The 26,183-nt window shown below is 69.7% G+C and carries 20 protein-coding genes; 10 read left to right on the forward strand and 10 right to left on the reverse strand.

Annotation, left to right across the window (positions count from 1 at the left end):
* Positions 1-92 precede the first annotated feature (92 nt).
* Positions 93-1,559 carry a Ppx/GppA phosphatase family protein gene (locus FA90_RS04035; protein WP_036166208.1) on the forward strand — a complete coding sequence of 489 codons (1,467 nt, stop codon included), beginning with the start codon at positions 93-95 and terminating at the stop codon, positions 1,557-1,559.
* Positions 1,559-2,104 (forward strand): hypothetical protein, encoded by a 546-nt coding sequence (locus tag FA90_RS04040; protein ID WP_036166212.1) that lies wholly within the window; start codon positions 1,559-1,561, stop codon positions 2,102-2,104. The genes FA90_RS04035 and FA90_RS04040 overlap by 1 nt, the downstream gene beginning before the upstream one ends.
* A gap of 63 nt (positions 2,105-2,167) precedes the next feature.
* On the opposite strand, the gene FA90_RS04045 is transcribed toward FA90_RS04040, so the two are convergent.
* The 4 genes from FA90_RS04045 to FA90_RS04060 all read right to left on the reverse strand — a co-directional run bounded on the left by FA90_RS04045 (position 2,168) and on the right by FA90_RS04060 (position 7,423).
* On the reverse strand, positions 2,168-3,460 hold the full coding sequence (locus tag FA90_RS04045; protein WP_036166215.1) for a hypothetical protein: 1,293 nt from the start codon (positions 3,458-3,460) through the stop codon (positions 2,168-2,170).
* Position 3,461: 1 nt separating this feature from the next.
* Positions 3,462-5,129, reverse strand: a complete 1,668-nt coding sequence (locus FA90_RS04050; protein ID WP_036166218.1) for an MBOAT family protein — start codon at positions 5,127-5,129, stop codon at positions 3,462-3,464.
* Between the two features lie 3 nt (positions 5,130-5,132).
* Complete coding sequence (locus FA90_RS04055; RefSeq protein WP_051971399.1) at positions 5,133-7,076, reverse strand: HAD family hydrolase; 1,944 nt, start codon at positions 7,074-7,076, stop codon at positions 5,133-5,135.
* An 83-nt stretch (positions 7,077-7,159) separates the two neighbouring features.
* Positions 7,160-7,423, reverse strand: coding sequence for an acyl carrier protein (locus FA90_RS04060; protein ID WP_051971401.1), 264 nt, complete (start codon positions 7,421-7,423; stop codon positions 7,160-7,162).
* Between the two features lie 298 nt (positions 7,424-7,721).
* Between FA90_RS04060 and FA90_RS04065 the strand changes: the two genes are divergently transcribed.
* Positions 7,722-8,681: a glycosyltransferase family 2 protein gene (locus FA90_RS04065; RefSeq protein ID WP_036166221.1), complete on the forward strand. Its 960-nt coding sequence runs from the start codon at positions 7,722-7,724 to the stop codon at positions 8,679-8,681.
* Positions 8,682-8,702: 21 nt separating this feature from the next.
* Here the strand turns inward: FA90_RS04065 and FA90_RS04070 are convergent, their stop codons facing one another.
* Genes FA90_RS04070 through ppk1 form a run of 3 tightly spaced genes read right to left on the reverse strand, consistent with a single transcriptional unit; the run spans position 8,703 to position 12,643 of the window.
* Complete coding sequence (locus FA90_RS04070; protein WP_036174013.1) at positions 8,703-10,013, reverse strand: FAD-dependent oxidoreductase; 1,311 nt, start codon at positions 10,011-10,013, stop codon at positions 8,703-8,705.
* A gap of 34 nt (positions 10,014-10,047) precedes the next feature.
* Positions 10,048-10,521: a histidine phosphatase family protein gene (locus FA90_RS04075; protein ID WP_036166223.1), complete on the reverse strand. Its 474-nt coding sequence runs from the start codon at positions 10,519-10,521 to the stop codon at positions 10,048-10,050.
* Complete coding sequence (gene ppk1 / locus FA90_RS04080; protein ID WP_036166226.1) at positions 10,487-12,643, reverse strand: polyphosphate kinase 1; 2,157 nt, start codon at positions 12,641-12,643, stop codon at positions 10,487-10,489. Before ppk1 ends, FA90_RS04075 begins: the two co-directional genes overlap by 35 nt.
* 333 nt (positions 12,644-12,976) lie before the next feature.
* Between ppk1 and FA90_RS24765 the strand changes: the two genes are divergently transcribed.
* Positions 12,977-16,162, forward strand: a complete 3,186-nt coding sequence (locus tag FA90_RS24765; protein WP_051971403.1) for a PAS domain S-box protein — start codon at positions 12,977-12,979, stop codon at positions 16,160-16,162.
* Between the two features lie 7 nt (positions 16,163-16,169).
* On the opposite strand, the gene FA90_RS04090 is transcribed toward FA90_RS24765, so the two are convergent.
* A complete protein-coding gene (locus FA90_RS04090) occupies positions 16,170-17,099 on the reverse strand; it encodes a LysR substrate-binding domain-containing protein (RefSeq protein WP_036166228.1) in 930 nt (309 codons plus the stop codon).
* A 294-nt stretch (positions 17,100-17,393) separates the two neighbouring features.
* On the opposite strand from FA90_RS04090, the gene FA90_RS04095 reads away from it, so the two are divergent.
* The 3 genes from FA90_RS04095 to FA90_RS04105 all read left to right on the forward strand — a co-directional run bounded on the left by FA90_RS04095 (position 17,394) and on the right by FA90_RS04105 (position 19,596).
* Positions 17,394-18,179: an LLM class flavin-dependent oxidoreductase gene (locus FA90_RS04095; RefSeq protein ID WP_051971404.1), complete on the forward strand. Its 786-nt coding sequence runs from the start codon at positions 17,394-17,396 to the stop codon at positions 18,177-18,179.
* Positions 18,180-18,263: 84 nt separating this feature from the next.
* Complete coding sequence (locus tag FA90_RS04100; RefSeq protein ID WP_036166230.1) at positions 18,264-18,647, forward strand: OsmC family protein; 384 nt, start codon at positions 18,264-18,266, stop codon at positions 18,645-18,647.
* A gap of 1 nt (position 18,648) precedes the next feature.
* On the forward strand, positions 18,649-19,596 hold the full coding sequence (locus FA90_RS04105) for a pirin family protein (protein ID WP_036166232.1): 948 nt from the start codon (positions 18,649-18,651) through the stop codon (positions 19,594-19,596).
* Here FA90_RS04105 and FA90_RS04110 read toward each other — a convergent pair.
* Both FA90_RS04110 and FA90_RS04115 read right to left on the reverse strand, forming a co-directional pair.
* On the reverse strand, positions 19,587-20,219 hold the full coding sequence (locus FA90_RS04110; protein ID WP_081933628.1) for a TetR/AcrR family transcriptional regulator: 633 nt from the start codon (positions 20,217-20,219) through the stop codon (positions 19,587-19,589). The two genes, FA90_RS04105 and FA90_RS04110, sit on opposite strands and share 10 nt — an antisense overlap.
* Positions 20,220-20,322: 103 nt before the next feature.
* Positions 20,323-22,224, reverse strand: a complete 1,902-nt coding sequence (locus FA90_RS04115) for a bifunctional diguanylate cyclase/phosphodiesterase (protein WP_051971405.1) — start codon at positions 22,222-22,224, stop codon at positions 20,323-20,325.
* A gap of 139 nt (positions 22,225-22,363) precedes the next feature.
* Between FA90_RS04115 and FA90_RS04120 the strand changes: the two genes are divergently transcribed.
* The 3 genes from FA90_RS04120 (at position 22,364) to tssG (ending at position 26,167) form a co-directional block, all read left to right on the forward strand.
* Entirely contained in the window at positions 22,364-23,104 is a 741-nt protein-coding gene (locus tag FA90_RS04120) for an SDR family oxidoreductase (protein WP_156116574.1), read from the forward strand.
* 91 nt (positions 23,105-23,195) lie between these two features.
* On the forward strand, positions 23,196-25,055 hold the full coding sequence (tssF, locus tag FA90_RS04125) for a type VI secretion system baseplate subunit TssF (protein ID WP_036166236.1): 1,860 nt from the start codon (positions 23,196-23,198) through the stop codon (positions 25,053-25,055).
* A complete protein-coding gene (gene tssG / locus FA90_RS04130; protein WP_051971406.1) occupies positions 25,055-26,167 on the forward strand; it encodes a type VI secretion system baseplate subunit TssG in 1,113 nt (370 codons plus the stop codon). Before tssF ends, tssG begins: the two co-directional genes overlap by 1 nt.
* The last annotated feature ends 16 nt before the right edge of the window (positions 26,168-26,183 follow it).

Raw genomic sequence — 26,183 nt, forward strand, 5'->3', positions numbered from 1 at the left:
CCGACGCCGCCGCTGCGCACGGATCGCGCCATCGGCCCCGGGCGGCGGCTATACTGCGCATAACGCCACCTGTACCTCATCCAGCCCAGCCTATGTACGCAGCAGTCGACCTCGGATCCAACAGCTTCCGTCTCCATATCGGCGAGCCGCTCGCCGGCCAGATCCACATCGTGCGCACTGCGCGCGATCCGATCCGCCTGGCGGCCGGCCTCGGCCCCGACAACATGCTGGGCGAGCAGGCCGTCGAGACCGCGCTGCGCTGCCTGCGCGAGTTCGCCGCGATCCTGCGCCAGCAGCGCCTGGACGCGGTGCGCGTGGTCGCCACCAACACCATGCGCGTGGCGCGCAACGCCGAGCAGCTGCTGCCGCGCTTCGAGCAGGCGATCGGCTACCCGATCGAAGTCATCTCGGGCGAGGAAGAGGGGCGCCTGATCTACATGGGCGTCGCGCGCGCGCTCGGGCGCACGCAGGGGCGGCGCCTGGTGATCGACATCGGCGGCGGCTCGACCGAACTGATCGTCGGCGATGCATCCACCGAGGGCGACGCGATCCGCCTGGTCGAATCGTTCAGCATCGGCACCCATCCGCAGAGCGCCGCCTATTTCCAGGGCGGCCACATCAGCGCCGACGCGTTCGAGACCGCCGTCAACGCCGCGCGCGCCCGCTTCGAGGACATGGCCGACCGCTACCGCGCGCTCGGCTGGGACGCCGCCTTCGGCTCGTCCGGCACGATCCGCGCGATCTCGGAAGTCATCGCCAGGAACGGCATCGGCGACGGCACCATGTCGTATGCCAGCCTGCTGGCGCTGCGCGACCGCCTGGTGCGGCTGGGCCACGTCGACGCCTTCGACCTGCCCGGTGTAAAGCGCGAGCGCGTGATCGTGATGACCGGCGGGCTGTCGATCCTGATCGGCGTGATGCAGGAACTGGGAGTCAAATCCATGACCGCGATTAACGCCGGACTGCGCCTGGGGGTGCTGTCGGACCTGGAATTGCGCGCCAACCGGCGCGACCGGCGCGACGGCGCGATCGAGGATTGCCTGCGCCGCTTCGGCGTCGACGCGCAGCGCGCCGCGCGCACCGCCAGCATCGCGCGCAGGCTGATCGACAAGCTGGCGCCGCAGGACGAAGCGGTCAAGCACCACCTGCTGCGCGCCTGCCTGCTGCACGAAGTCGGCCAGGCGATTTCGCACACCGGCGCCCACAAGCACGCCGCCTACATCGTCGAACACGCCGACCTGCCGGGCTTCACCGCGCGCGAGCAGCGCCTGATGAGCACTATCGTGCTGGGCCAGAAGGGCAACCTGCGCAAGGTGCGCGAGGCGCTCGGTGCGCCCGACCTGGCCAAGGCCGTGCTGGCGATGCGCCTGGCGGCGGTGTTCATGCATGCGCGCGTCGACGCCGACGTCGAGGCCTTGAAACTGCGCATGAAGGGACGGATCGAGATCGAGACGCCGCGCGCCTGGCTGGACCAGCGTCCGACGGTGGCGGCCTGGTTCGAGAAGGAGGCCGCGGCCTGGAGCGAGGTCGGCGTGGCGTTCCAGGTGGGGCAGGCCTGATGCGCGGCGCGAACTTGAACGCGCTCGCGCGGGTGCTGGCCTGCGTGGCAGCGCTTGGCTGCGCAGCGTGCGCATCTGCCCAAGCCGTGGCGCAGGCACCGGCGCATGGAGCGGCGTCCGCCCAGGCATCCGCTAATGCATCCGCTCAGGCATTCGCGCCACCGCACGGCCTGCCGTTCACCGGCCGCTGGCTGCGCGACGAGCAGCCGGGCGCGCAGCCGCGCTATCCGGTGCTGGTGGTCGAAGACGGGCAGTTGCGCTGGCGCGGCGCGGACAAGGCCACGCCCGACTGCGTCCAGCCGTTCACGCTGCGCCCGGAACAGCCGGGCAGCGTCTACACCGACGGGCGCGGCAGGAAATTCGTCGCCGGCGCCAAGGGGAGCTTCCCGACCTATCTGCTCGACGTCGGCGCCAGTCCCTGCGGCGGCGCCGGCGGCCAGGCGCGCATCAGCTACCCGCTGGCGTACGACGTCGCGCACATCGAATTCATCGACTACGCCGGCGGCAAGCCGGTGGGCGTGCGGCGCTTCCATCGCAAGCCTTGAGCGGCTGCGCCGGGGGCGCGGCGCCGACGCCGCGCCCCGGCGCGCTTGGTGCGCTGAATGCGCTCAGCGCGCCGATGCCAGCGCGGCCGGATGGCCCGGGCAGGCGCCGGCGTCGCAGGCCATGCGCGCGTAGCGTTCGCTCTCCTGCGGCATGGCGCTGCGCCAGGCCGCGCGCTCGCGCCGCACCTCGGCCAGGCGCGCCTCGACGTTCTGCGGCGTGAGCAGCACGCCGAAGCGGCCCGGGTCCGCATCCGGCGGGGCGCCCTCGTGCATGCGCGCGATCATGCGCTCGCCCAGGGCCGGGGTGTAGTGCAGCTGGTCCCAGAACCAGTCCATCTTGCCGTGGCCCTTGGGCGGCGCCGGCTCGAGCACCTCGGGCGCGTAGCCGGCGAAGTCCCACAGCACCACGCGCTGGGTGGCGTTCGCCTGCGCCGTCATCCCGGCCAGTGCGCGTTTCCAGCGGTCGAAATCGTCCCAGTAGCCCATGCGCTCGAGCAGCTCGAGGCGCGATACGTGCGCCGGCTGGATCATCAGGACGACGTCGCTGCCGTTCTGCCTGGCGAACGCCAGCAGGCTGCGCAGCGCCGCCAGCCTGCGGATCGGCGCGGACGGCGACTCCGACAGCACGCGGTGCGGCTTGCCCAGCAGTTTGACGGTCTCGCGGTTGGTATGCTCGAAGATCTGCGCGTAGCCGTCGGTGCGCACCACGTCGCGCATCGCGTTGTCGGTCAGGCGGCCGTCGGGTTGCAGGCTGAGGATCACGTCGGACGGGTTGTCGTGGATCGTCGTGACACTGTCGAGCAGGGCGTCGAGCGAGAGCAGGGCTTGCGCGCGGTCCTCGAGCACGCGTGGCGCGCGCGCCGGGTTGGGCCGGCCGTCGCCGTCGACCGCGAGGCGAGCTTCGGTTTCGTCCATGGCGTGGCTGGACGGCGCTTCGTCCGGCACGTACAGATCGTTCTCGAAGTCCAGCCCGACCACGATCGTGCGGGGTGGATGGGCGGGACGCATGGCGACGTAATGGCGCAGGTAGCGCAATCCCTGGGCGACGTCGCCGCCGACCAGGCCCATGTTGTAGACCGGCTGCGCCGCCGCCGGCCAGGCGCCGGACGCCGGATCGATCCCCATGTCCGGGCGCGAGCTGCCGATCACGATCGTGTTCGCATCCAGGCGCGCGATCTGGTAGGCCTTCATCATGCGCTCGCGCGTGGCCGCGGCCGGCTTGAGCGCATTGAAGCCGTTCACGCGCGGGGCGTCGAAGATCAGGTAGGGGTCGACCGTGTAATTGAAGGCGGCGACCGCGGCGGCGATCGCCAGCGCGGCGGCGCCCAGGGTCAGGCAGTAGCGGGATGGGCTCATGTCAGAATTGCCAGTAGAGGAATTCGCTCGGCCGGCTCAGGCCGAGCGCGCCGCACACGAACAGGGCGGCGCTGAGCACGGCCCAGCGCGCGTTCCACGCGACCCGCATGCCGCCGGGCGCCAGGCGCCAGCGGCCGCTCGATGTCGGGACTGCGGCGGGCGCCGGCGCCTCGAAGTACAGCGCCGGGGCGAAGCGGCCCAGCAGCTCGAGCGAATTGGGGAGCGCGAGCGCGATGAACAGCAGCGGCGCGATCCACAGGCAGGCGCTGGCGAAGGCGGCGCCCGAACTGCCGTCGCCGCCGATGCCCAGCCAGCCGAGCAGCCGCGCCGGCGCGCCGCCGTGGTTGAGCAGCGCCATCGGCACCGTCACCCCGTCCAGGCCGGTCATCCCGTGCAGAACGTGCAGCGCCGAGGTCATGCCGGGCGCGCGGAACAGCACCATCGCGACCACCACGCACAGGAATGTGAGGACGAAGCCGATCGGTTTCATGATGCGCTCGTAGGCGGCCTTTTGCGCCGGCGTGTTCCACTTCGGCCGCCACTGGCGCCAGCCGTGGTTGACGCTCAGGTAGACGCCATGCAGGATGCCCCACGCCAGATAGGTGTAGCCGGCGCCGTGCCAGAAGCCGGACAGGAACATGGTGAACACGGTCGGCCAGCACAGCAGTACCGCGAACGCACCCAGGGTCGGGCGCTTGCGGCCGATGACCGGCTTGCCGGCCGCCATGCGCTTGCGCGTGAGCGACATCACCATCGGCGTGTAGACGTAGGCGGTCAGAAAGCGCGTCAGCGTGATGTGCCAGCGCGACCAGAACTCGATGATGCTCGAGGCCTTCAGCGGCGAATTGAAGTTGGCCGGCAGCTTGATGCCGAACAGGCGCGCCAGGCCGATCGCCATGTCGGAGTAGCCGGAAAAGTCGAAGTAGATCTGCAGCGTGTACGCCAGCGCCGCCATCCAGGCCGGAAAGAACGACACCGTCTCGCCTTGGGCGGCGGCGGCGAAGGCGCCGTGCACCGACGGCGCGATCCCGTCGGCCAGCACCACTTTCTTGAACAGGCCGAGCGCGAACAGGGTCGCGCCGACCGCCAGGTTGTCGGCCTGCAGGCGGCTGTCGATGCGGGCGAATTGCGGCATCATCTCGCGGTAGTGCACGATCGGGCCGGCGATCAGCTGCGGGAAGAAGAACACGAAGGTCAGGAAGTCGAACAGGTCGAAGTCGCGCACCGCACCGGCGCGCACGTCGACCAGGAAGGCGATCTTCTGGAAGGTGATGAACGAGATACCGAGCGGCAGGATCACCTCGGTCAACAGGAAGTGCGTGCCGGCGACGTCGTTGACGGTCCCGAGGAAGAAGTTCTTGTACTTGAAATAGCCGAGGAAGCACAGGTTCAGCACCACGCCCAGCGTCGCCAGGGCGCCGGCAACGCGCTGCCCCGCATCGCCTTTGCCGAGCTGGGCGCGGATGGCCAGCGCCAGCGCGTAGTTGGCCGCGATCGACGGCAGGATCAGCGCGATGTTCAGCGGGTTCCAGATCCCGTAGAACACCATCGAGCACAGGATCAGCCAACCCAGGCTGACGCGGCGCGAGCCGAGCCGGTTGACGGCCGCGTAGCCGAGCACGGTCAGCGGCAGGAAAGCGAAGATGAAGGCGTAGGAATTGAACAGCATGGCTCAGCCCAGCACGGATTCGGCGGATGCGGCTGATGCGGCGGATGCGGCCGCTGTGTCGGCGGCGTCCATGCCGGCGCCCAGCGTGAGCGCGATCGGCAGCGCGCGCGGCGCGCAGGCGGCGACGTCCAGCGTCCAGGTATCGCCTTCGTCGCCCTCGCCGGCCGGCGTGAAGCCGAGCTTGCGGTAGTGATCCTTGACCATGCCGTTCTTGGCGCTCGGGCGGTACAGGCCGACCAGTTGGGCGATGCCGTGCGCGCGCGCGCACGCGGCCAGCACGTCGAGCACCTGTTCCTCGAGGCGCCGGTTGAGCACGCGGCAGCTCATCAGCCAGGTGTCGATCAGCCAGCGTTCGCCTTCGCGTTTGCACAGCACCACGCTGACCATGCCGTTGTCGCCGAAGCGGTCCTGCAGACGCACCTGCAGGCCGAAGGCGTCGGGGTCGCGCTCGAACGCGGCCACCTCGGCTTCGCCGTAGCGGCGCGTGGTCAGGTTGAACTGGTTGGTCTTGTTGATCAGCTGGGCGATGCGCGCGCGTCCGGCTTCGTCGAAGCGCGCCACGTGCGCCGTCATGTCCAGCGACTCGAGGTAGGCGCCCATGTCGGAGGCGGCGCCGAGCGCGGCGCTGCGCGCCGCGTTGTCCTGGTACTGGGCGGCGCGCATGCGGTCTTCCGGCGTGAACTGCACGGCTTCGAAGTAGCCGGCCGCGAGCAGCATGGCGGGGTAGTACTCGGGCGAGGGCGGCAGCTCGGGCACGCCCACTTCCGGCAGCTCGAGGCGGATCTGCTGGCGCTCGGCCGGGTTATCGTCGAGGAAGACCAGCGCGCTGACGTCGATGTTCAGCGTGTCCGCGATCGCGCGCAGGTTGCTCGCCTTGTCCTTCCAGTTGGCCTGGAACACGGCGATGTGCTCTTCGCGCAGCAGCATGTCGGGATGTTCGCGGAACACCTGGCGCGCGACCGCCTCGTCGTTCTTGGACGACACCGCCAGGACGATGCCGCGCTCGCGCAGGGCCAGCGCGGTGCGCTGGATCGAAAGAAAGGCTTCGCCGACCGGATCGCCCTGGGCCAGCACGATGCCGGTCATGCCGTCGTCGCCGATGACCCCGCCCCACAGCGTGTTGTCGAGGTCGAGCACCATGCACTTCCTGGCCTTGCCCTTGGCCGCCATGACCAGGCGGCACAGGGCGTCGGCGTACAGCGGTACGAGGTCGTGGCTGAACGGGAATTTACCGATGTTCCACTGGACCGGGTCGTGCCATTCGTCCAGGCCGCTTGATGCCGCCAGCTGGGCCACGTCGAACATGGTCGCGCCGTCCACCGCGCCGGCGCGCAGGCGTGCGTTGAAGCGTTCGATCATCCATTGCAGCGTGCCGGGCAGCTGGCCGTCGAGGCTGCCGAACAGCGTGGCCAGCGGCGCCGCCAGCGTCTGCGCCACGACAATCGCGCCGCTCGCGGCCTGGAATGCCTGCACCAGTTGGCGCAGCGTCTGCAGCGCACCGTCGACGCGCGCTTCGGCCTGCTCGAGGTCGCCCGTGCAGGGCGCGAAATCAAAGGCCCGGTAGTCCAGCGCGAGGACGACGACGTCGTTGCGGCGCCGGTGCGTGGCTGATCCGGGGTCGAAGGCTTCGCTGACGAAGGCGCCGAACGGCGCGTCGGCCGGATCGATCCAGATCGCGTGGCGCGGCGCGCTCGCCGCGATCGCCGGCAACAGCAGATCGGTGGTCGCGTTCGACAGCAGCGCCAGCTTGAGCGGCGCCGCGCCTTGTGGCAGCGCTGCCTTGGGCACCACGCGCGCCAGCAGCTCGAGCTGGGGCAGGCTCAGCGCGCCCGTGGCGAGCCGGCGGATCGCGGCTTCGTCGACGCTGTCCTGCTGGCGCAGCGCCCGCACCTGGGCGCGAAAATCAATGGCCGGCGCCGCCAGCCATGGGAGGTCCTTCAGCTTCATGCAAAGCCTCGCGGAGAAATCGATCGGATGAGTCGGCAGATCGTACTGGCGGGTCGCGCAGGCGAAACGCGCCGGGAAACGGCTCAGCGGCCGGTCTTTTGCTGCAGCAGCGCGACGAGTTCGCCGACGTTCTTGATGCCGCCGATTTCGCTGGCGTTGAAGCGCACGCCGAATTCCTGCTCGATCGAGAGGAACAGGCGCACGTTGCCCATGCTGTCCCAGCCTTCGACCTGGGCTGCCGTCATCGTCGGGGTGGCGACCAGGTCGTCGTTGTCGAAGGTGTCGCGCAGGATCTCGCTCAGGGTAGCGTAGATCGCGGCGGCGTCGGAGGTGGAGGCAGTGGTCATGAATGGCTTTCGCTAAGGCTTGAATCGGGATGAATCAGTCTTGCATCGGGGCGGGAAACGGAACCACATCGACAATCGCCTAATCATGTCAGGGAAATATCGAAAATGCAATTGTTTATGTGTATAGTGGTTGCATTCATGTATTCCGGGCGCCAACGCGCCGCGCTGAGCGAATCGATTTTCTTGATGGTTATTTACATTGTCGATGTGGTCGGCGCCGATGCATTTCATTTAAGATCGGACACGTGGGAACGATGTCTGGCTGCTATCGCCAGTTTCCAAACCGTGGGAGAGTGTCATGTCGACGATTCGCATCAGCCTAGTCATTCCTTGCTATAACCGCGGCGAGCTCATCGCGGAAACGATCGAAAGTGCGCTGGCGCAGACGATCCCTTTCCATGAAATCATCGTGGTCGACGATGGATCGACCGACAATACGCAAGCCGTGCTTTCACGCTACCGCGACCGGATCCGATCGATCGTCCTGGAAAACGGCGGCGTTCAGCGCGCCCGCAATGCCGGTGACGCCGCCGCCAGGGGCAGCCATATCGCCTTGTGCGATTCCGACGACCTGCTCGAAGCCGATTTCGTCGCAAGCACGACGGCATGGCTGGAAACGCATCCGGATATCGATGCCTTGTACTGCAATTTCCGGACATTCGACGAGCAAGGCATCCAGCTGGACAAATTCAAGACTGCGCCGCCGGAGTTTTTCATGGACGTGCGCTACGACGGCGCATTTTGTTTCGATATCGAAGACCTGTACGCCCGGCTGATGCGTTACCAGCCGCTGTTTCCGACCGGCGCCGTGTTTCGTAAAACGTTTTTCGACGCCATTGGCGGCTACGATCCCCGTTTCAAAGGCGTGGGCAGCGAAGACCTGGAATTCACGCTGCGCGTGATCGATAAAGGCCGGGTTGCGCTGTGCACGCGGCCGCTCGCGCGCGTACGAAAACATGACGGGAACATCTCGGCGACGCCGATGCGACAGGTCAAAGGGGAAATCGAGATCCTCGAATTCGCCTTGCAGCGGCACGATGCCGCCCAGCGCTACCGCGACGAAGTGCGCTCGAGCCTCAGGCGGCGCCGTATCGACCTGTTCAATGCGGCGTTCTCGCATGGCGATTTCGACGTTGCCGCCAGTACGCTGTCGCGGCTCGACGATTTGCCCGACGACCGCAAATTCCGGATGAAAAAACTCATCACCAATCTGCCGGAGCTGGTCCGCACGCCCTTGTGGCGCGTAAGCCAGATGTGAAACGGCGAGCCCGGCGCCGGCTCAGCCTCGCACCGCCAGGCGGGCGCCCAGGCGCATGCCCAGGCACAGCAGCGTCAGCGTCGGCGGCAAGCCCCACGGCCCCGGAATCGCGGAGGCGTCGCACACGCTCAAGCCCGGCGTCGCGGTGCCCAGGTCGGCGTCCAGCGCCGCGCCAATCGGCACGCCGCCGCCGGGATGGGCGGCGAAGTGCCAGCTCTGGAACACGCGGCGCGCGCCGGCTTCGCGCAGGATCGTTCGCGCCATCTTCGACCCGTGGGCGAAGCGCGCACGGTCTTGCCGCGTGAGCGTCTTGTCGACCCAGCGCGCGCCGACGCGTCCGCCGACCTCGTCGCGGATCTTGACCATGATCGCCAGCGTGCGCCCGTGCGCACCCAGGCGGTCCAGCCGCCCGACCTGGGCCGCGAAGGCCTGGTACATGGGCTTGGGCAGGGTCAGGTCGGCCAGCGCGATGCCCTCGTCATCGAAGCTGGCGCCGGCCGCCATCGGCACTTCGGCGCCACCGGCTTCGCCGTCGCGCAGTGCCAGGTCGTCGACGCTGCCCATCACCGCCACCACCGGGTCGCTGAAGAAGGGTGGATCGCTCTCCAGCAGGTTCGATGCGCGCAGGATGCGCGGGGTGCCGATGCCGCCTGCGGCCAGCACCACTTGCGGCGCCGTGAACACGCGCATCCGGCCGTCGACGAGCGCTTCGACGCCGGCGGCGCGCCCGGCCTCCACGCGCACGCGCGTGACCTGCGCGCGCGCGAGCAGGGTGGCGCCATGGCGCACGGCGTCGTCGACCAGGTCGCGCGCGCTCCACTTGGCGCCGAACGGACAGCCGTAGACGCAGCGCCAGCAGCCGGCGCGGCAGGTCTGCGGGCGGATCATCTTGTCGAGCTTGCGCCACGGCAGCCCGGCGGCCTCGGCCCCGAGGGCGATGCGGCGCGCCAGCGGGCCGACCAGGTCGTCGGGCAGGGGTGCGATCGGCAGTTCGGCGCGCAGCGCGGCGAGAAACGGTGCGAGATCGATGCCGTGCGCGGCGAACAGCGCGGCCGGCGGGGGCGCGGCGGTGGCGAAGTTCAGCGTCGAGGTGCCGCCGACGGTGAGCGCGCGCACCAGCAGCGAGGCGTCGCGGTGCAGGAAGGCGCCGCGCCCGGGCATGGCGGCGACCTGCGCCATCTGGCCGAGCGTGCCGCGCAAGGGGGCGTCGCCGCCGCGTTCGAGCAGCAGCACGCGTGCCCCCGCGCGCGCGAGCTCGCGCGCGACCATGGCGCCGCCCGGGCCGCTGCCGGCCACGATGGCGTCGAAAGAAGAGGAGAGGGTGTCGGGCATCGCCGGCATGGTACCAGCAATCGCCCCGGCGCCGTCAGCGCAGCTTGCCGATGATGTCCGGCCCCGCCGCCAGCCGCACGAACGGCGCCGGATCGTCCTCGCCCTTGTTGGCGATCCAGAACACGCTGCCCTTGCGGATCTTCCAGTCGTGCGCCGCGCCCGAGAAGATCAGCGCCGCGACCTGGCCGAGCAGCGGGCTGTGCCCGACCACCACGGTCGGGGACTTCGCATCCGGCCAGCCGGCCGCCTGCAGGATGCGTTGGGCGCTCGAATCGGTGTTGAGCGCGTCCACGGTCTGGAACTTGCGCCCCAGCGCCTCGGCGGTCTGGACGCAGCGCGTGGCCGGGCTGGACAGGATGCGGCATTGCGCCGGCAGCTGGCGGTCCAGCCAGGCGCCGACGCGCGAGGCGTGGCGCGATCCCTTTGGCGTGAGGATGCGCAGCTGGTCGCTCAGCTGGTCCGGCGTGTGCGGCTCAGCTTCGGCGTGGCGCCACAGGATCAGTTCCATTCGCGATCTCCTTGTCTTTTTCCTTGTCGGCCTGGGTGCCGAGCATGTCCATCAGCATTTGCTGGGCGCTGTGCGGCGACTGGCTGCCGCGCGGCTTGCGGCGGCGGTAGCGGCCGTCGCTGCCGAGCTCCCAGGCATTGACGTTGTCCTTCAGGTAGACCTGCAAGCCTTCCTTGATCACGCGTTTCTTCAGCGCCGGCGCCAGCACCGGGAAGGCGACTTCGACGCGCCGGAACAGGTTGCGGTTCATCCAGTCGGCGCTGCTGAGATAGACGTCGTGTTTCAGCTTGTTGCGGAAGTAGAAGATGCGGCTGTGTTCCAGGAAGCGCCCGACGATCGAGCGCACCCGGATGTTCTCCGACAGTCCCGGCACGCCGGGCCGCAGCGCGCAGGCGCCGCGCACGATCAGGTCGATGCGCACGCCTTCGCGCGAGGCGTCGTACAGCGCGCGGATCACCGATTCATCGGTCAGCGAATTCATCTTGGCGATGATGCGGCCCGGCTTGCCTTCCCTGGCGATCGCCGCTTCCTGGCGGATCGCTCGCACGATTTCCTTCTGCAGCGAGAACGGCGCCAGCCAGATGCTGTCCAGCTGCGTCGGGCGCGTCAGGCTGGTCAGGTGGATGAAGACCTCGTTGACGTCGGCGGTCAGCGCCTCGCTCGAGGTCAGCAAGCCGAAGTCGGTGTAGAAGCGCGCGGTGGTCGGGTTGTAGTTGCCGGTGCCGAGGTGGGCGTAGCGGCGCAGGCCGCCGGGCTCACGCCGCAGCACCAGCGCCATCTTCGCGTGGGTTTTCAGCCCGACCACGCCGTACACGACCTGGGCGCCGGCTTCCTCCAGGCGCTCGGCCCAGTTGATGTTGGCTTCCTCGTCGAAGCGCGCCATCAGCTCGACGATGACGGTGACTTCCTTGCCGCGCTGGGCGGCACCGATCAGCGCTTCCATCAGTTCGGAATTCGAACCGGCGCGGTAGATGGTCTGCTTGATCGCCACCACGTTCGGGTCGGCCGCGGCGCAGCGCACGAAGTCGATCACCGGCTGGAACGACTGGAACGGGTGGTGCAGCAGCACGTCCTGCTTGCTCAGCACCGAAAAGATGTCGTGCGGGTTGAGCAGCCTGGCCGGGAAGCCCGGGGTGAAGGGCGGGAATTTCAGTTCGGCGCGCGCATTGCTGTTGGCGATCTCGAGCAGGCGGCCCATGTTGACCGGCCCGTCGACCGCGAACAGGCGCGAGCGCTCGATCGAGAACTGGTCGAGCAGGAAGTCGGCCAGGTGGCGCGGGCAGCTGCGTCCGACCTCGAGGCGCACCGCGAAGCCGTAGTTGCGGCTGTGCAGTTCGCTCTGCAGCGCCTGGCGCAGGTTCTTGACCTCTTCCTCGTCGACCCACAGGTCGCTGTTGCGGGTGACGCGGAACTGCGAATACGCGATCACTTCGCGCCCGGTGAACAGGTCCGACATGTGCGCCTGGATCACCGAGGACAGCAGGCAGTAGGACGCGCCGGGCTTGTCGGACAGCTCGTCCGGCAGGCGGATCACGCGCGGCAGCACGCGCGGCGCCTTCATGATCGCGATCGCCGTGCCGCGCCCGAAGGCGTCCTTGCCGGCCAGTTCGACGATGAAGTTCAGGCTCTTGTTGATCACGCGCGGGAACGGGTGCGCCGGGTCCAGCCCGACCGGGGTCAGCAGCGGACGCACTTCCTTGTCGAAGTACTGCTTGACCCAGGCTTTCTGGGCCGGGTTGCGGTCGGCGCGGCGCAGCAGGTGGATGCCGTTCTCGGACAGCTGCGGCAGGATCTGGTTGTTCAGCAGCGCGTACTGGCGCGCGATGATCTGGCGCGATTCCTCGCTGACGCCGTCGAGGTTGACCCGGCCCGGGTCGACGCCGGCCTGGTGCTCGTGGGTGGCCAGGATGCTGGCCACGCGCACCTCGAAGAATTCGTCCAGGTTGCTGCTGACGATGCACAGGTAGCGCAGGCGCTCGAGCAGCGGCACCGACGGGTCCTCGGCCTGCTCGAGCACGCGGCGGTTGAATTCGAGGAGGGACAGCTCCCGGTTCAGGAACTGGGCCGGGCTTTCCATCGGCACGATGGTACCCGCTTCATCCGGTTTCAACTTCATTTCCATGCTTGACAATATTTCATTCGCGACAAGCGAGTGTAGAGGCCGAATGTGACCGCTCGGTGACAAATGGCGCCCGGCTGCGGCAGCAGGCGAATGAAGGCCGATGTTCGCGCGCGGATCCGCATGACACGGGCCTGTGCGCGCCCCTGCGCCGGCCTGCTCGGTCCGGCTTGTAGACAAATAATACACATCCTGCTGTCCCGACGGCGCAAGGCAAGCGCGCGCGGCGGTTTGTGATTGCAATCGTAATGCCAGGATTGCCTGGACGTTATATCATATCGGATTCGCCGAGGCGGCATCGATCCGGCGCATTCATCCTCATTCGCACGCACATTCATGCACGGCATCGCTCCCGAAAAACGCTTCCAGCTCCTCGCCAACAATGCGATCGAACACGCGATGATCGTCATGGATGCCGACGGGATCATCGTCGACTGGTCTACCGGCGCCGCGCGCCTGCTCGGCTGGTCCGCCGAAGAAGCGGTGGGACAGCCGGCCACGCTGATCTATACGCCGGAAGACGTGCAGACCGACGCCCACCGCAACGAACTGAATACCGCCGTCACGCTGGGCCGCTCGTCGGACGTGCGCTGGCACCAGCGCAAGGATGGCAGCGTGGTGTTCTGCGATGGCGTGGTCAGCAAGATCCTGGCCGAGGATGGCCGCACGCTGCTCGGCTTCGGCAAGATCATGCGCGAAGCCTACTCGGAGCAGCGCAACCGCAGCGGCAAGGCCAGCAGCGCCGATTCCGAGCAGCGCTCGTTCCTGGGCGCGGTGCTGGAAAGCGTGGAAAACGGCATCGTCGCCTGCGACAACCAGGGCCGCCTGACCTTCTTCAACGAGGCCGCGCGCGCGATCCACGGAGTCGAGGAGACCGACTTGCCGCCCGATCAATGGGCCGGCCGCTATCAGCTGTTCCGCGCCGACGGTTCGGCCCTGCTGAGCGTGGCGGAGCTGCCCTTGTACCGCGCGCTGCAGGGCGAGCGGGTCCAGGCCACCCCGATCCTGGTGCAGGGCGCGGACGGCAGCAGCCGCCAGGTGGAAGTCTCGGGGCGGCCGCTGCGCGACGCCGCCGGCGACATCCTGGGCGCCGTCATCTCGATGAACGACGTCACGGCGCTGCACGATGCCCAGGATGCGCTGCGCGAAGTCGCATCCGAACAGGGCCGGCGCCGCGTCGCCGAAGCCGCGCAGGCGCGCGTGCGCAAGGCCGAGGAGCAGTTGCGCGTGGCGGCCGAGGCGGCGCGCCTGGGCATCTGGACCTGGAACGTCGAGCACGACAGCGGCACCTGGGAAAACGAGCAGATGTACCGTATCTTCGGCCTGCCGCCCGGTAGCGCGATCGAGAACGGCGCACAGTTCGTGGCCGAGCGCCTGGACCCGGACGATGTCGAGGCCTTCCGCGCGGCGCTGCGCGCCAGCATCGAAGACGGCCAGCGCTTCCACGTGGTCTGCCGCATCCGCGCCAGCGGGGTGGACGAGATCCGCTGGATCGAACTCACCGGCGTCACCGGGGCGACGCAATCGGGTGTCATCATCGGCACCGCGGCCGACATCACCGAGCGCAAGCAGATGGAGAAAACGCTGGAAGAGGCGCGCCGGCGCCTGACGGCGACCCTGAGCGCGGGCGAGGTCGCGACCTGGGTCTGGGACATCCAGCACGACCGCATCATCGGCGACGCCAACCTGACCAAGCTGTTCGGCGTCGAGGATTCGATGATGGACGGCGCGCCGCTGGCCACCTATTTCGACCCGATCCATCCGGACGACGTCGACCATGTCTCGCAAGAGATCCAGCGCGCGATCGACACCGGCGCGCCGTACCGCGCCAGCTACCGGATCCGCCAGCAGGACGGCAGCTGGCGCTGGGTCAGCGTACGCGGCCGGCTCGAGCTGGATGCGCGCGGGCGGCCCGAGTTCATGGCCGGCGTCCTGCTCGACGTCACCAGCCAGCGCCAGGCCCAGGACGCGCTGCGCGTCGCCGAGGAGCGCTACCGCACCCTGATCGCCTCGATGGACGAGGCGTTCGCGATCGTGCAGGTGCTGGTCGACGATGACGGCAAGCCGGTGGACTACCGTTTCGAGGAAGTCAACCGCGCGCTGGAGGATCAGTCGGGGCTGGTCAATGCCGCCGGCAAGACCATCCGCGAAATGGTGCCGGACATCGAATCGCGCTGGATCGAGCTGTACGGCCGCGTGGCCCTGCAGCGCGAGCCGGCCCGCTTCACCGAGCATTCGGCGGCGATGGGCTACTGGTGGGACGTGTACGCCACGCCGATGGGCGAGCCGCACGAGCGCCGCCTGGCGATCCTGTTCACCGACGTCACCGCCAAGAAGCGCGCCGAGGAAAGCCTGCGCCAGCTGGCCGCCGACCTGTCCGAGACCAACCGCCGCAAGACCGAGTTCCTGGCCACGCTGGCGCACGAGCTGCGCAATCCCCTGGCGCCGATGCGCACCGGACTGGACCTGTTGCGCATGGCGGGCCGCAACGGCCAGGCGGCGCCGGCCGGCCAGGGCAACGAGCGGGTGCTGGACATGATGGACCGCCAGCTCAAGCAGATGGTGCACCTGATCGACGACCTGATGGATGTCTCGCGCATCAACAGCGGCAAGATCGAGTTGAAAAAAGAGCGCATCGACTTGCGCGAGGCGATCAGGAACGCGGTCGAAGCGGCCACCCCGGCGGTCCAGGCGGCCGGCCACGTGCTGGCCGTCGAGCTGCCGGCGCAAGCGCTGGCGGTGGACGCCGACGCCACGCGCCTGGCCCAGATCCTGGGCAACCTGCTGACCAACGCGGTCAAGTACACGCCCGGTGGCGGCCGCATCCGCGTGGCGCTGCGCCAGGAGGACGGCGCGGCGCTGGTGGCCATCAGCGACACCGGCCTGGGCATCGCGGCCGAGGAACGGCGCCACGTGTTCGACATGTTCAGCCAGGTCTCGCGCAACATGGGCCGCGCCCAGGGCGGACTGGGGATCGGCCTGTCGCTGGTGCGCAGCCTGGTCGAGATGCACGGCGGGACGATCGGCGTCGAGAGCGGAGGACCCGGCCAGGGCAGCACCTTCACGCTCACGCTGCCGCTGCCGCAGGACGCCGTGGCGGCGCTGCCGGCCCCGCGCCGGGACGGCGCCGCCGCGGCCGGCGCCGACGCCGGCCTGCGCATCGTCGTGGCCGACGACAACGTCGACGCCGCGTTCATGCTCGGCAGCGTGCTGGAAGCGATCGGGCACCGGGCCGAAGCCGTGCACGACGGCCTGAGCGCGGTACGCAAGATCGTCGCCGACAAGCCGGACCTGGCCATCGTCGACATCGGCATGCCCGGCCTGAACGGCTACGAGGTGGCCAAGCAGATCCGCTCCTTGCCGGAGATGGCCGGCACGCTGCTGGTGGCCTTGACCGGCTGGGGCGGTGAACTGGACCGCAGCCGTTCCGACGACGCCGGCTTCGACGCCCACCTGACCAAGCCGGCCGGCCTGGAAGAGCTGGGCGGTATCCTCGAGCGCGCGCGCGCGCGCCGCGCCTAGTTGCTCTTCAGGGGTGGTTCAACCTGCCCTTGAGCGCCAGCATGCGCTCCACCGGCGGGCAGGCGCGCAGGCGCTCGCGCCACCAGCGCAGCGCCTGGCCTTCCTCGCCGCTGCGCCAGGCCATGTACAGGGTTTCGTCCGGCTTGGGCTCCTCGACTTCCTTTTCGACCAGGCGGCCGCGATCGATGTCCGGGCGCGCCCAGGGTTCGGGCAGGAAGCCGAAGCCCAGGCCGGCCAGCTGGAAGTCGTACTTGGTCTGCATGTCGGGCACGCTCAAGGTGTCCTGGCCGAACAGCAGGCCCACCGTGCGCGCCTGTAGCAGGCGCACCGAATCGGCCACCGACACCGCGCGGTGTTCGGCCAGGTCGGCCTTGTCCAGGCGGCGCCCGATGGCGGCCAGCGGATGCGTGGGCGCGACCGCGAACACGAAGCGCAGCGTGCCGATCGGCTCGGCCGTGTAGCCGCCGCCGGACGGGCCTTCGCCGGCGGCGCCGACCAGCAGGTCGACGCGCCGGTCGAGCAGGCTTTCCCAGGCGCCCGACAGGGCTTCCTTGACGATGCGCAGGCGGGTCTGGTCGGCCGCTTCGTAAAAGGCGCGGATGTCGTCCTGCAGGCCGAGCGGGGCCAGGGCCGAATCCATCCCGAGCGTGAATTCGGTCTCCCAGCCGGAAGCGACCCGGCGTACCCGGCTTTCCAGGTCGCCGGCGGCCTTGAGCAGGTAGCGGCCTTCGCGCAGCAGCTCCTCGCCGGCGGCGGTGAGCACCACGCGCGGGCCGAAGCGCTCGAAGATCTGCACGCCGAGGTCTTCCTCGAGCTTGGCGACGGTGTACGAGATCGTCGAGGGCACCCGGAACAGTTCCTTGGCCGCAGCCGAGAAGCTGCCGCGGCGGGCGATGGTGTCGACGGTGAGGAGGGCATCGAGGCTGATTCTGAGCATTCCGGCATGCTACCAAAAAAGCCCGGCTTTCTCACCCGTCTTCACCCCTGCATGAAGACCAGGATGCCGGCGTTGATCACCTCGGCGAGGGCGCCGTGCGGCAGCAGGCGCGCCTTTTCGGCACGAAAGTTCGCCAGGCGGTAAGCTTGGCGCATGAGAGAGCGCACATGCTGAACGACACCTTCGACGCCGCCGCGCCCGGCCACGGCTTCAACCGCGCCTGGACCCGCGTGCTCGGCGCCGGCCACCTCACGCTCGGGCTGATGACGCCGCGCGCGCGCGCGCGACGTCCCTTTGGTCGTCCCGCAGGGCAGCACGCGCGAGGCGGCGGTGCTGGACGATCCCTTCATCTGGCTGGCGGCGCTGGCGGCCGCCGCGCCCGGCGTGGCGATCGGCACGGCGGCGGCAGTGCTGCCGCTGCGCCACCCGCTGCACGTGGCCAAGGCGGCCTGGTCGCTCGACCGGCTCAGCGGCGGGCGCCTGATCCTCGGCCTCGGTTCCGGCGACCGGCCCGAGGAGCTGACCGCGTTCGGCGCCGTGGCCGCGCCCGAGATCCTGTTCCGCGAACGCTGGGGGCTGCTGCGCGCCGCGCTGGCGCCCGCAGATGAGGTGGGCGACGATCCGGCCGCCCGCGCCATGCTGCTGGACGCCACCGGCGGCTTTCTCCCGCACCCCCCGCCGGCGCGGCGCATTCCGATGATGGCCGTGGGCAGCGCGCGCCAGTCGCTGCAATGGATTGCCGCCAACGCCGACGCCTGGGCGACCTACCACCGCGAGGAGGCGCGCCAGCAGGGCCGCATCGCGCTGTGGCGGCGCGCGCTGACCGAGCGCGCGGGCGGGGCGCGCAAACCCTTCGTGCAGTCGCTGCAGCTGGAATTGCTGGACGACGCGGACGCGCCGGCCGAGCCGCTCGAACTCGGCCTGCGCGCCGGCAGCCGCGCCTTGCTCGGCTATTTCGAGCGCATGGCCGCGCTGGGCGTGGCGCACATGCTGCTCAACCTGCAGGGCGCGCGCCCGGTCGCCGGGCAGCTGGAAGAGCTGGGCGCCGACGTCATTCCCCAGCTTCGAAAAAATCGATGATTGCAAGGGAAATAACTCGTTTTCCTTTCGGCGCGGCGGCGTCCATAATCCTTTCCATCGCACTGGAGAGACAAGGGGACCGACATGCAAGTGACCACGCACCGCGGCCAAGGCCCGCTGCAGCAGGTGATCGAGATCGGCAGGCACCGCCTGCTGACCGACCTGGCGCCGGCATCCGGCGGCGAAGACAGCGGCCCCGAGCCGCACGACCTCCTGGCCGCGGCGCTGGCGGCCTGCACCACGCTGACCGTCAACCTGTACGCGCGCCGCAAGGGCTGGCCGCTGGACGAGGTCAAAGTCGGCATCCGCCACGGCCATCAAGGCCAGGCCTACGCGCTGCACCGCAGCCTCGAATACGTCGGCGCCCTCGACGAGGCGCAAAAAGCGCGCCTGACCGACGTCGCCAACCACTGCCCGGTCCACAAGACCCTGTCCGGCAAGATCGACATCACCACGGAGACCATCTGACATGAGCACCGAACTGAATAACGACGATTTCGACCCCGGCATCGAGGCCATCGTGGTGCCGCGCACCCACGACCTGGGCGACGGCTTCAACGTGCGGCGCGCCTTGCCGCACAAGGACCGGCGCATGGTCGGTCCCTTCGTCTTCCTCGACCAGATGGGGCCGCACCTGTTCCAGCCGGGGCGCGGCATCGACGTGCGCCCGCATCCGCACATCGGCCTGTCGACCGTGACCTACCTGCTGTCGGGCGAGATCTCGCACCGAGACAGCCTCGGCACCGTGCAGGACATCAAGCCGGGTGAAGTCAACTGGATGACGGCGGGGCGCGGCATCGTCCACTCCGAGCGCACCGGCGCGCACGAACGCGCCGCCGGCTCGGTCCTGTCCGGCCTGCAGTGCTGGGTCGCGCTGCCCAAAGCGAAGGAAGAAAAGGATCCCGCCTTCGCCCACTTCGGCGCCGATGCGCTGCCCGAACTGGAAGGCGAGGGCGTGACCGCGCGCGTCATCGCCGGCGAATACTTCGGCAAGCGCGCGCCGGTGGCGGTCGAGTCGCCGATGTTCTACGTCGACCTGGTGCTGCAGCCGGGCGCGCGCCTGACCTTGCCGGCCGAGTATCCCGAACAGGCCGCGTATGTGGTCGAGGGCGCGCTCGACCTCGGCCGCGACGGCGTGTTCGAGGCCGGCCAGCTGGTCGTGTTCAAGCCCGGCGCGCGTTTCACGGCCAGCGCCGCGGGCGGGACCAATGCGGGCAAGGGCGCGCGCGTGATGCTGCTCGGCGGCGAGCCGATGGACGGTCCGCGCTACCTGACCTGGAACTTCGTCTCGAGTTCCGAAGACCGGATCGAGCAGGCCAAGGAAGACTGGCGCGCGCGCCGCTTCGACGACGTACCCGGCGAGACCGAGTTCATTCCGCTGCCCGACCTGCCGGGCCGGCCCGTGCGTTATCCCTGAGTTTCTTCCTGCGTCGCTGGCACGGCCGGCGCTGGATTGCCTGCCGCGCCAGCCTTGGCCAGTGGACAGTCCAGCGGCGGCGGGTGCAGGGCGGCGCGCGCCGCGTCCAGGATGTGCTGCGAGGTGTCGCCGTCGGCCACCGCGCGCGCCAGCGTGAGGGCGCCGACCAGCATCGCCAGCGCCACCAGGCCCTGGTCCGCCGGCGCGGCGCGCACCTCGACCTCGGCCAGGCGCGCGCTCATCTGCTCGACCAGCATGTCGGAGGTCGGGCTGGGGCGGCCGCGTATGCCGAGTTCGGCGCTCAGGGTCGGCAGCGGACAGCCGTCGCCCGGATTGTCGCGGTGGCGGGGGGACAGGTAACGGTCGATCAGGATGGCGACGTCGGCGGGCGCATCCGGGCCCTGCCATTTGTCCAGCGACTGGCCGGCGGCGAATTCCAGCGCGGCCTGGACCAGCGCGTCCTTCGACTCGAAATGGGCATAGAAGCCGCCGTGGGTCAGGCCGAGCGCTTTCATCAGGGGCACCAGCCCGGTGCCGTCGATGCCGTCGCTGCGCAGGCGCCGCGACGCTTCGTCGATGATGCGCTGGCGGGTCTCGGCTTTGTGGTTGCTCGAATAACGCATGCTTGGTATTGGATGCAATAAAAAGTGAACGATGCGCGCGGGTTTTAGGCAACGCATCGTTTCAATTTTATCGTTTTGTACAGAATTGCACAATGGTGGGGCGCTAATCGTGTGCAAGGCCAGGCGCGGGCCCGCCATGGCGCCGGACGTAGGCGGCGCAAGCCTCGGCGTCGAGCGGGCGGCTGAAGTAGAAACCCTGGATCTGGTCGCAGCCCGAGGCGCGCAGCGACTCCATCTGCTCGCGGTGCTCGACCCCTTCGGCGATCACGCCCAGGCGCAGGCTGTGCGCCATCGCGATGATCGCATTCACCATCGCCAGCGATTCGCTGCTCTGGCAGATGTCCTGCACGAACGAGATGTCGATCTTGAGCTTGTGCACCGGCAGGCGCTTCAGGTAGCTCAGGCTCGAGTAGCCGGTGCCGAAGTCGTCGATGCTCAGCGTCACCCCGAGCGCGCGCAGGCGCCCGAGCAGCGCGGCGCTTCTGGCCGGGTCGTCGATCGACATGCTTTCGGTCAGTTCGAGTTCGAGCAGGCCGGGCGGCAGCTGCGTCTCGCGCATCACCCCCTCGACGGTGGCGACGATGTCGGTGTGCAGGAACTGGCGCGCCGACAGGTTGACCGCGACCGGCACCCGCGGCATGCCCTGTTCGATCCAGCGCCGTGCCTGCACGCTGGCGCTGCGCAGCACCCATTCGCCGATCGCCACGATCTGCCCCGACTCTTCGGCCACCGGGATGAACTCCTCGGGCGAGACCAGGCCGTGTTCGGGATGGCGCCAGCGCACCAGCACTTCCAGGCCGGCCACGGTGCCGGTCTTGAGTTCGATCTTGGGCTGGTACTGCAGGTACAGCTCGCCGTTGCCGATCGCATGGCGCAGCTGCGATTCGAGCGCCAGCTTGCGCTCGGCGGCCCGGCGCAATGCCTCGGAAAAGCGCTGGATCTGGCCGCCGCCGAATTCCTTGGCGCGCCGGCTCGCCATGTCGGCGCTGTTGAGCAGCGCGTCGCCGTCGGCGCCGTCCTCGGGGAAGATGGCGTAGCCGATACTGCAGGTCAGGGGCAAGCTGAGCGGCAGCGCGCCGCCCGGGGCCGGCAGCTCGCGCTGCACCGCCTGCAGCAGCTGGCGCAGGCGGTCGCGCGCGGCGCTGTCGTCACCCAGGCCGGGCAGCAGCAGCACGAATTCGTCGTTGCCGGCGCGCGCCAGCAGGTCGCCCGGACCCAGCAGGCCCTGCAGGCTGTGCGTGATCGCGACCAGGGCGTTGTCGCCGGCATGGTGGCCGAGCTGCTCGTTGACGCGCTTGAACTTGTCCAGGTTGAGGGCCGCGACCAGCGCCTGCGTGCCTTGTGCGCGCCAGGCCGCCAGGTTTTGTTCGATCGCGCGCGCCAGCGCCTGGCGGTTGGCCAGGCCGGTCAGCGCGTCGTGGTTGAGCAGGAACTCGACCCGGCCGGCGGCCTCCAGCAGGGCCGGGTCGGCGGCACCGGCGTGCACCTGCGCGCGCAGCGACTGGGCCGCGCTGGCCAGCTGGCGGTGGTGGATCAGCCCCTCGAGCATGCGCGCCAGGTCGCGCAGCATGTCCAGCTCCTCCTCGCTCAAGTAGCGCGGCACGTGGTCGAGCACGCACAGGGTGCCGATCGGCTGGTGCTCGATCGAGTACAGCGGCACGCCGGCGTAGAAACGCACCTGGGTCGGACCGGTAACCAGCGGATTGTCGGCAAAGCGCGCATCGAGCTGGGCGTCCGGCACCACCAGCGGCACGTGGTCGAGGATCGCGTGGCCGCAAAACGAGATGTCGCGCGCGGTCTCGGTGGCGTCCAGGCCGCAGCGCGACTTGAACCACTGGACGTCCTGGTCGACCAGCGACACCAGCGCGATCGGCACGTGCAGCAGGCGCGCGGCCATGCGCGTGATGCGGTCGAAAGCGTCTTCCGGCGGGCTGCCGAGCAGTTGGGTGGCGTGCAGCGCGGCCAGGCGGCGCGCTTCGTCGATGGGGATGTCTGGAATCTGCATGGTGCGTTCGTTAAATCCGATCGTTCTGCCTGCCACATTGTGCCACGGTCCACCGATCTGTAGCACGAGCTTGGAATCGAAAAGCGGGTCAGGACGCGTGCGGATGGATTACCATGCGCAGTATCGAACGGAGATGACGATGAAAGCGATTGTGACCGGCCATACCAAGGGCCTTGGCGCCGCACTGGCGAACAACCTGCTGGCGCGCGGCGTGCCGGTGCTCGGCCTCGCGCGCACGCGCGCGCCCGCGCTGGCGGCCGCCTATCCGGAGCTGTTCGGGGAAGTCGAACTGGACTTGGCCGACGGCGCCGCGCTGGCCGACTGGATGGGCGGCGGCGCGCTGGCCGACTACATCGACGGCAGCGGCGCGGTCCTGCTGCTCAATAACGCCGGCATGGTCAGCCCGGTCGGCCCGCTCGACGAGCAGGATCCGCTGGCAGTGATGCGCGCGGTGGCGCTCAACGTGGCGGCGCCGCTGGCGCTGTCGGCGGCCGTGGTGCGCGCCTCGCGTGGCGCCCACCTGCGCATCCTGCACATCTCCAGCGGGGCCGGGCGCAACGCCTATCCCGGCTGGAGCGTGTATTGCGCGACCAAGGCGGCGCTCGACCAGCATGCGCGCGCGGTGGCGCTCGACAGCGGCGCCGACGCGCGCGGGGTGCGCATCTGCAGCCTGGCGCCGGGCGTGATCGACACCGGCATGCAGGCCGAGATCCGCGCCACCCCGGAAACCAACTTCCCGCTGCGCCAGCGCTTCGTCGAGCTGAAGGAAAGCGGCGCCCTGATCGACCCCGACCAATGCGCCGAGCAGCTGGTCGACCACCTGCTCGGCGCCGGTTTCGGCGACGAGGTGGTGGCCGACCTGCGCACCCTGGCGCACTGAGGGTCGGCCCGGATGAGTTGACCATGCGCAAGATGCGTGCGGGTCCGGAATGGGAGCATAGGTTTGATCCCAGGCAAGCACCGGAGGCCGCATGGACGAGCTGTTGCGCTATTACGAAGAAGAGCTGGGGCTGTTCGGGCAGTTCGCAAGGGAATTCCGGGCCCGGTATCCCAAGCCGGCCGGCGAGCTGCACCTGGCCGGCGAAAGCTACGACGACCCCGGCGTCGCGCGCCTGATCCAGTCGGTCGCCCTGATGAGCGCGCGCATTAAGAAGCGCCTCGACGACGACTACCCCAAGTTCACCGAATCGCTACTGGAAAGCCTGTACCCGCACTACCTGCGCCCGCTGCCTTCGCACAGCATCGTGCAGGTCGGCTATCGCACCCCGGGCGAGGTGCCGGAGATCACCTCGACGCTGCCGCGCGGGACAATGCTCAGGAGCGGCGCCGGCGGTGACGCGCTGTGCCAGTTCCGCACCGTGTACGACGTGCTGCTGGCGCCGCTGCGCGTGGCCGGGGTAGCGTTCGCGCCGGTGCTCGCGCTCGGCGCCATCCACCAGCACGGGCGGCGTCCGGGGCGCGGCGTCACGGCCGGCATCGCGATCACCATCGATAGCCCGGGCGGCCGGGCCGACCTGCGCGAGGCGCTGCCGACCGTGCTGCGCCTGTTCGCCGACGGCGAAGCGTCGCTGCGCGCAGCCTTGATCGACAGCCTGTTCCTGCGCGGCGCGGGGGCCTGGCTGCAGGTAGGGGATGATGCCGCCTGGCTGCCGCTGCGCCACGCGCCGCTGCGCATCGGCGGCTTTGCGGAAGCCGATGCGATGATCCCGTTCCCGGCGCGCTCGCACCCGGCGCTGCGCCTGCTGACCGAATATTTCTGCTATCCCGAGAAGTTCAATTTCATCGACCTCGATTGCGCCGAGCTGCGCGCGCTGCTGCCGCCGCGCTGCTCGCGCTTCACGCTGCACCTGGCCCTGGCCGGGGTCGATCCGGACAGCGACGCCGCGCACCTGCTGCGCGGCCTGGACGCGGGCAGCCTGCTGCCCGGCTGCACGCCGGTGATCAACCTGTTCCCGAAAGCCGGCGCGCCGCTGCAGCTGAGTCACACGAGCGCCGACTACCCGCTGCTGGCCGACAGCGCGCACGCCGGCGCCTACGAAATCCACAGCGTCGACGCGGTGCGCCTGGTGCGCGAGGGCGCGCGCGGCGTGACCCCGTTCACGCCGCTGTACGCCGCCGCCGAGGCGCACGCCGCCGCCGGCGCGCAGGACAGCGCCCCCGCGGCGCGCCACTACTGGATCACGCGCCGCGACCACGCCACCGCCGCGCTCAGCCCGGGCCACGAGATGCGCATCGCGCTGCTCGACGCCGACTTCCGCACCACCGACGCCGCCGGCGCCACGCTGTCGACCGAGTTGACCTGCACCAACCGCGACTTGCCGACCCGGCTGCCCTACGGCAGGGCGCAAGGCGACCTGCGCGCCGACGAGCTGGCCGGCAGCGCGCCGATCCGCATGCTGCGCAAACCCACGCCGACGCGCCGCTTCGACGGCGCGCGCGGCACCCATTGGCGCCTGATCGCGCACCTGGCGCTGAACCACTCGGCCTTGACGATGGCGGGACTGGCCGACTTCCAGAAAATGCTGTCGCTGTACGACCTGGCGCGCTCGCCGGTGGCGCAGCGCCAGATCGGCGGCATCGTCGGGCTCGAGCACGGCGCGGTGCGCACCTGGCTCAAGACCGCGCCGGTGGCGACGCTGATGCCCGGCATCGGCATCCGCCTGACGGTCGACGAGGACGCCTTCGCCGGCAGCGGTCTGACCGTGTTCGCCCAGGTGCTGGACCGTTATTTCGCGCTGGGCGGGCAGCTCAACTGTTTCACCCAGCTGCAGGTCGTGTCGCGCCAGACCGGCCAGGTGCTGCTCGCCTGCGCGCCGCGCGCGAGCCGTTGATGGCCGCCGCCGCGCCGATCGCGCGCCTGCTGGCCGAGCCGCAGCGCTTCGAGTTCTTCCAGGCGGTGCGCCTGCTGCTGCTGTGGCTGGAGGAGCAGGGCGTCGCTCCGGGCCAGGCGCTCGAGCGCCACCTGCGCTTTCCGAACAGCCTGTCGCTGGCTTTTCCGGCCAGCCAGGTCGAGGCGCTGACGGCGCTGCCGCGCTACGCCGGCACGCTGCCGCAGTTCCATCTGACGCCTGGCTTCATGAGTCTGCTGGGTGCGCACGGCGCGCTTCCGAGCCACTACACCGAGCGGATCCAGGCCTGGCAGGCGCACCAGGCCGACACCGGGCTGGCAGGGGCGCCGCGCGCTTTCCTGGACATGTTTTCGACGCGCATGCTGGCGTTGTTCTATGGCGCCTGGCGCAAGTACCGCGTCGAGCATGCGATCGAAGGCGCCCACGACGCCTACCTGCCGCTGCTGCTGGCCTTGGCCGCCTTGCCGCGTGCCGACGCCGGCGCGGCCGCCTATGACGCCGGGGTCCCACCCGAAGCGCTGGCGCGCTATGCCGGCGTGCTGCGCCAGCGCCCGGCCTCGGCGGCCGTGCTGGGGCGGGTGCTGGCCGATCACTTCGGGGTCGGGGTGGCGGTGCTGGAGGCGGTCGGGCACTGGGACGCCCTGGGCGCGGCCGAGCAGACCCGGCTCGGCCGTGCTGGCGGCGTCGATCGCGCGTCGGGCCTGCTCGGCCAGTCGGCCCTGCTGGGCGCGCGCAGCTGGCGGCCCGACCTGCGCGTACGTGTGCGCATCGGTCCACTCGACCGGCGCCAGTTCGAGCGTTTCCTGCCCGGCGGCGCCTGCGCGCGCGCCTTGCGCACGCTGCTCGCCCTGTTCGCGGCGCCGGCCCTGTCCTACGAGATCGTGCTGGTGCTGCGGCGCGACGCCGTGCGCCCGCTGCAGTTCGACGCCGCGGCCAGGGGCGGGCGCCGCCTGGGCATCGACAGCGTGCTGGCGAGCGTGCCCGCGCCGGGCGACCGCGCCGACATGCGCTACGAGATCCGGCCGCTGGCCCCGCTGGCCCCGCTGGCGCCGCTGCCGCCGCCAGCCTCGGCGGCGGACGCGAAAAGCGCTTGACCTTACCATCGTGGGA

This window comes from Massilia sp. 9096 (assembly GCF_000745265.1).
Lineage (GTDB): Bacteria > Pseudomonadota > Gammaproteobacteria > Burkholderiales > Burkholderiaceae_D > Telluria.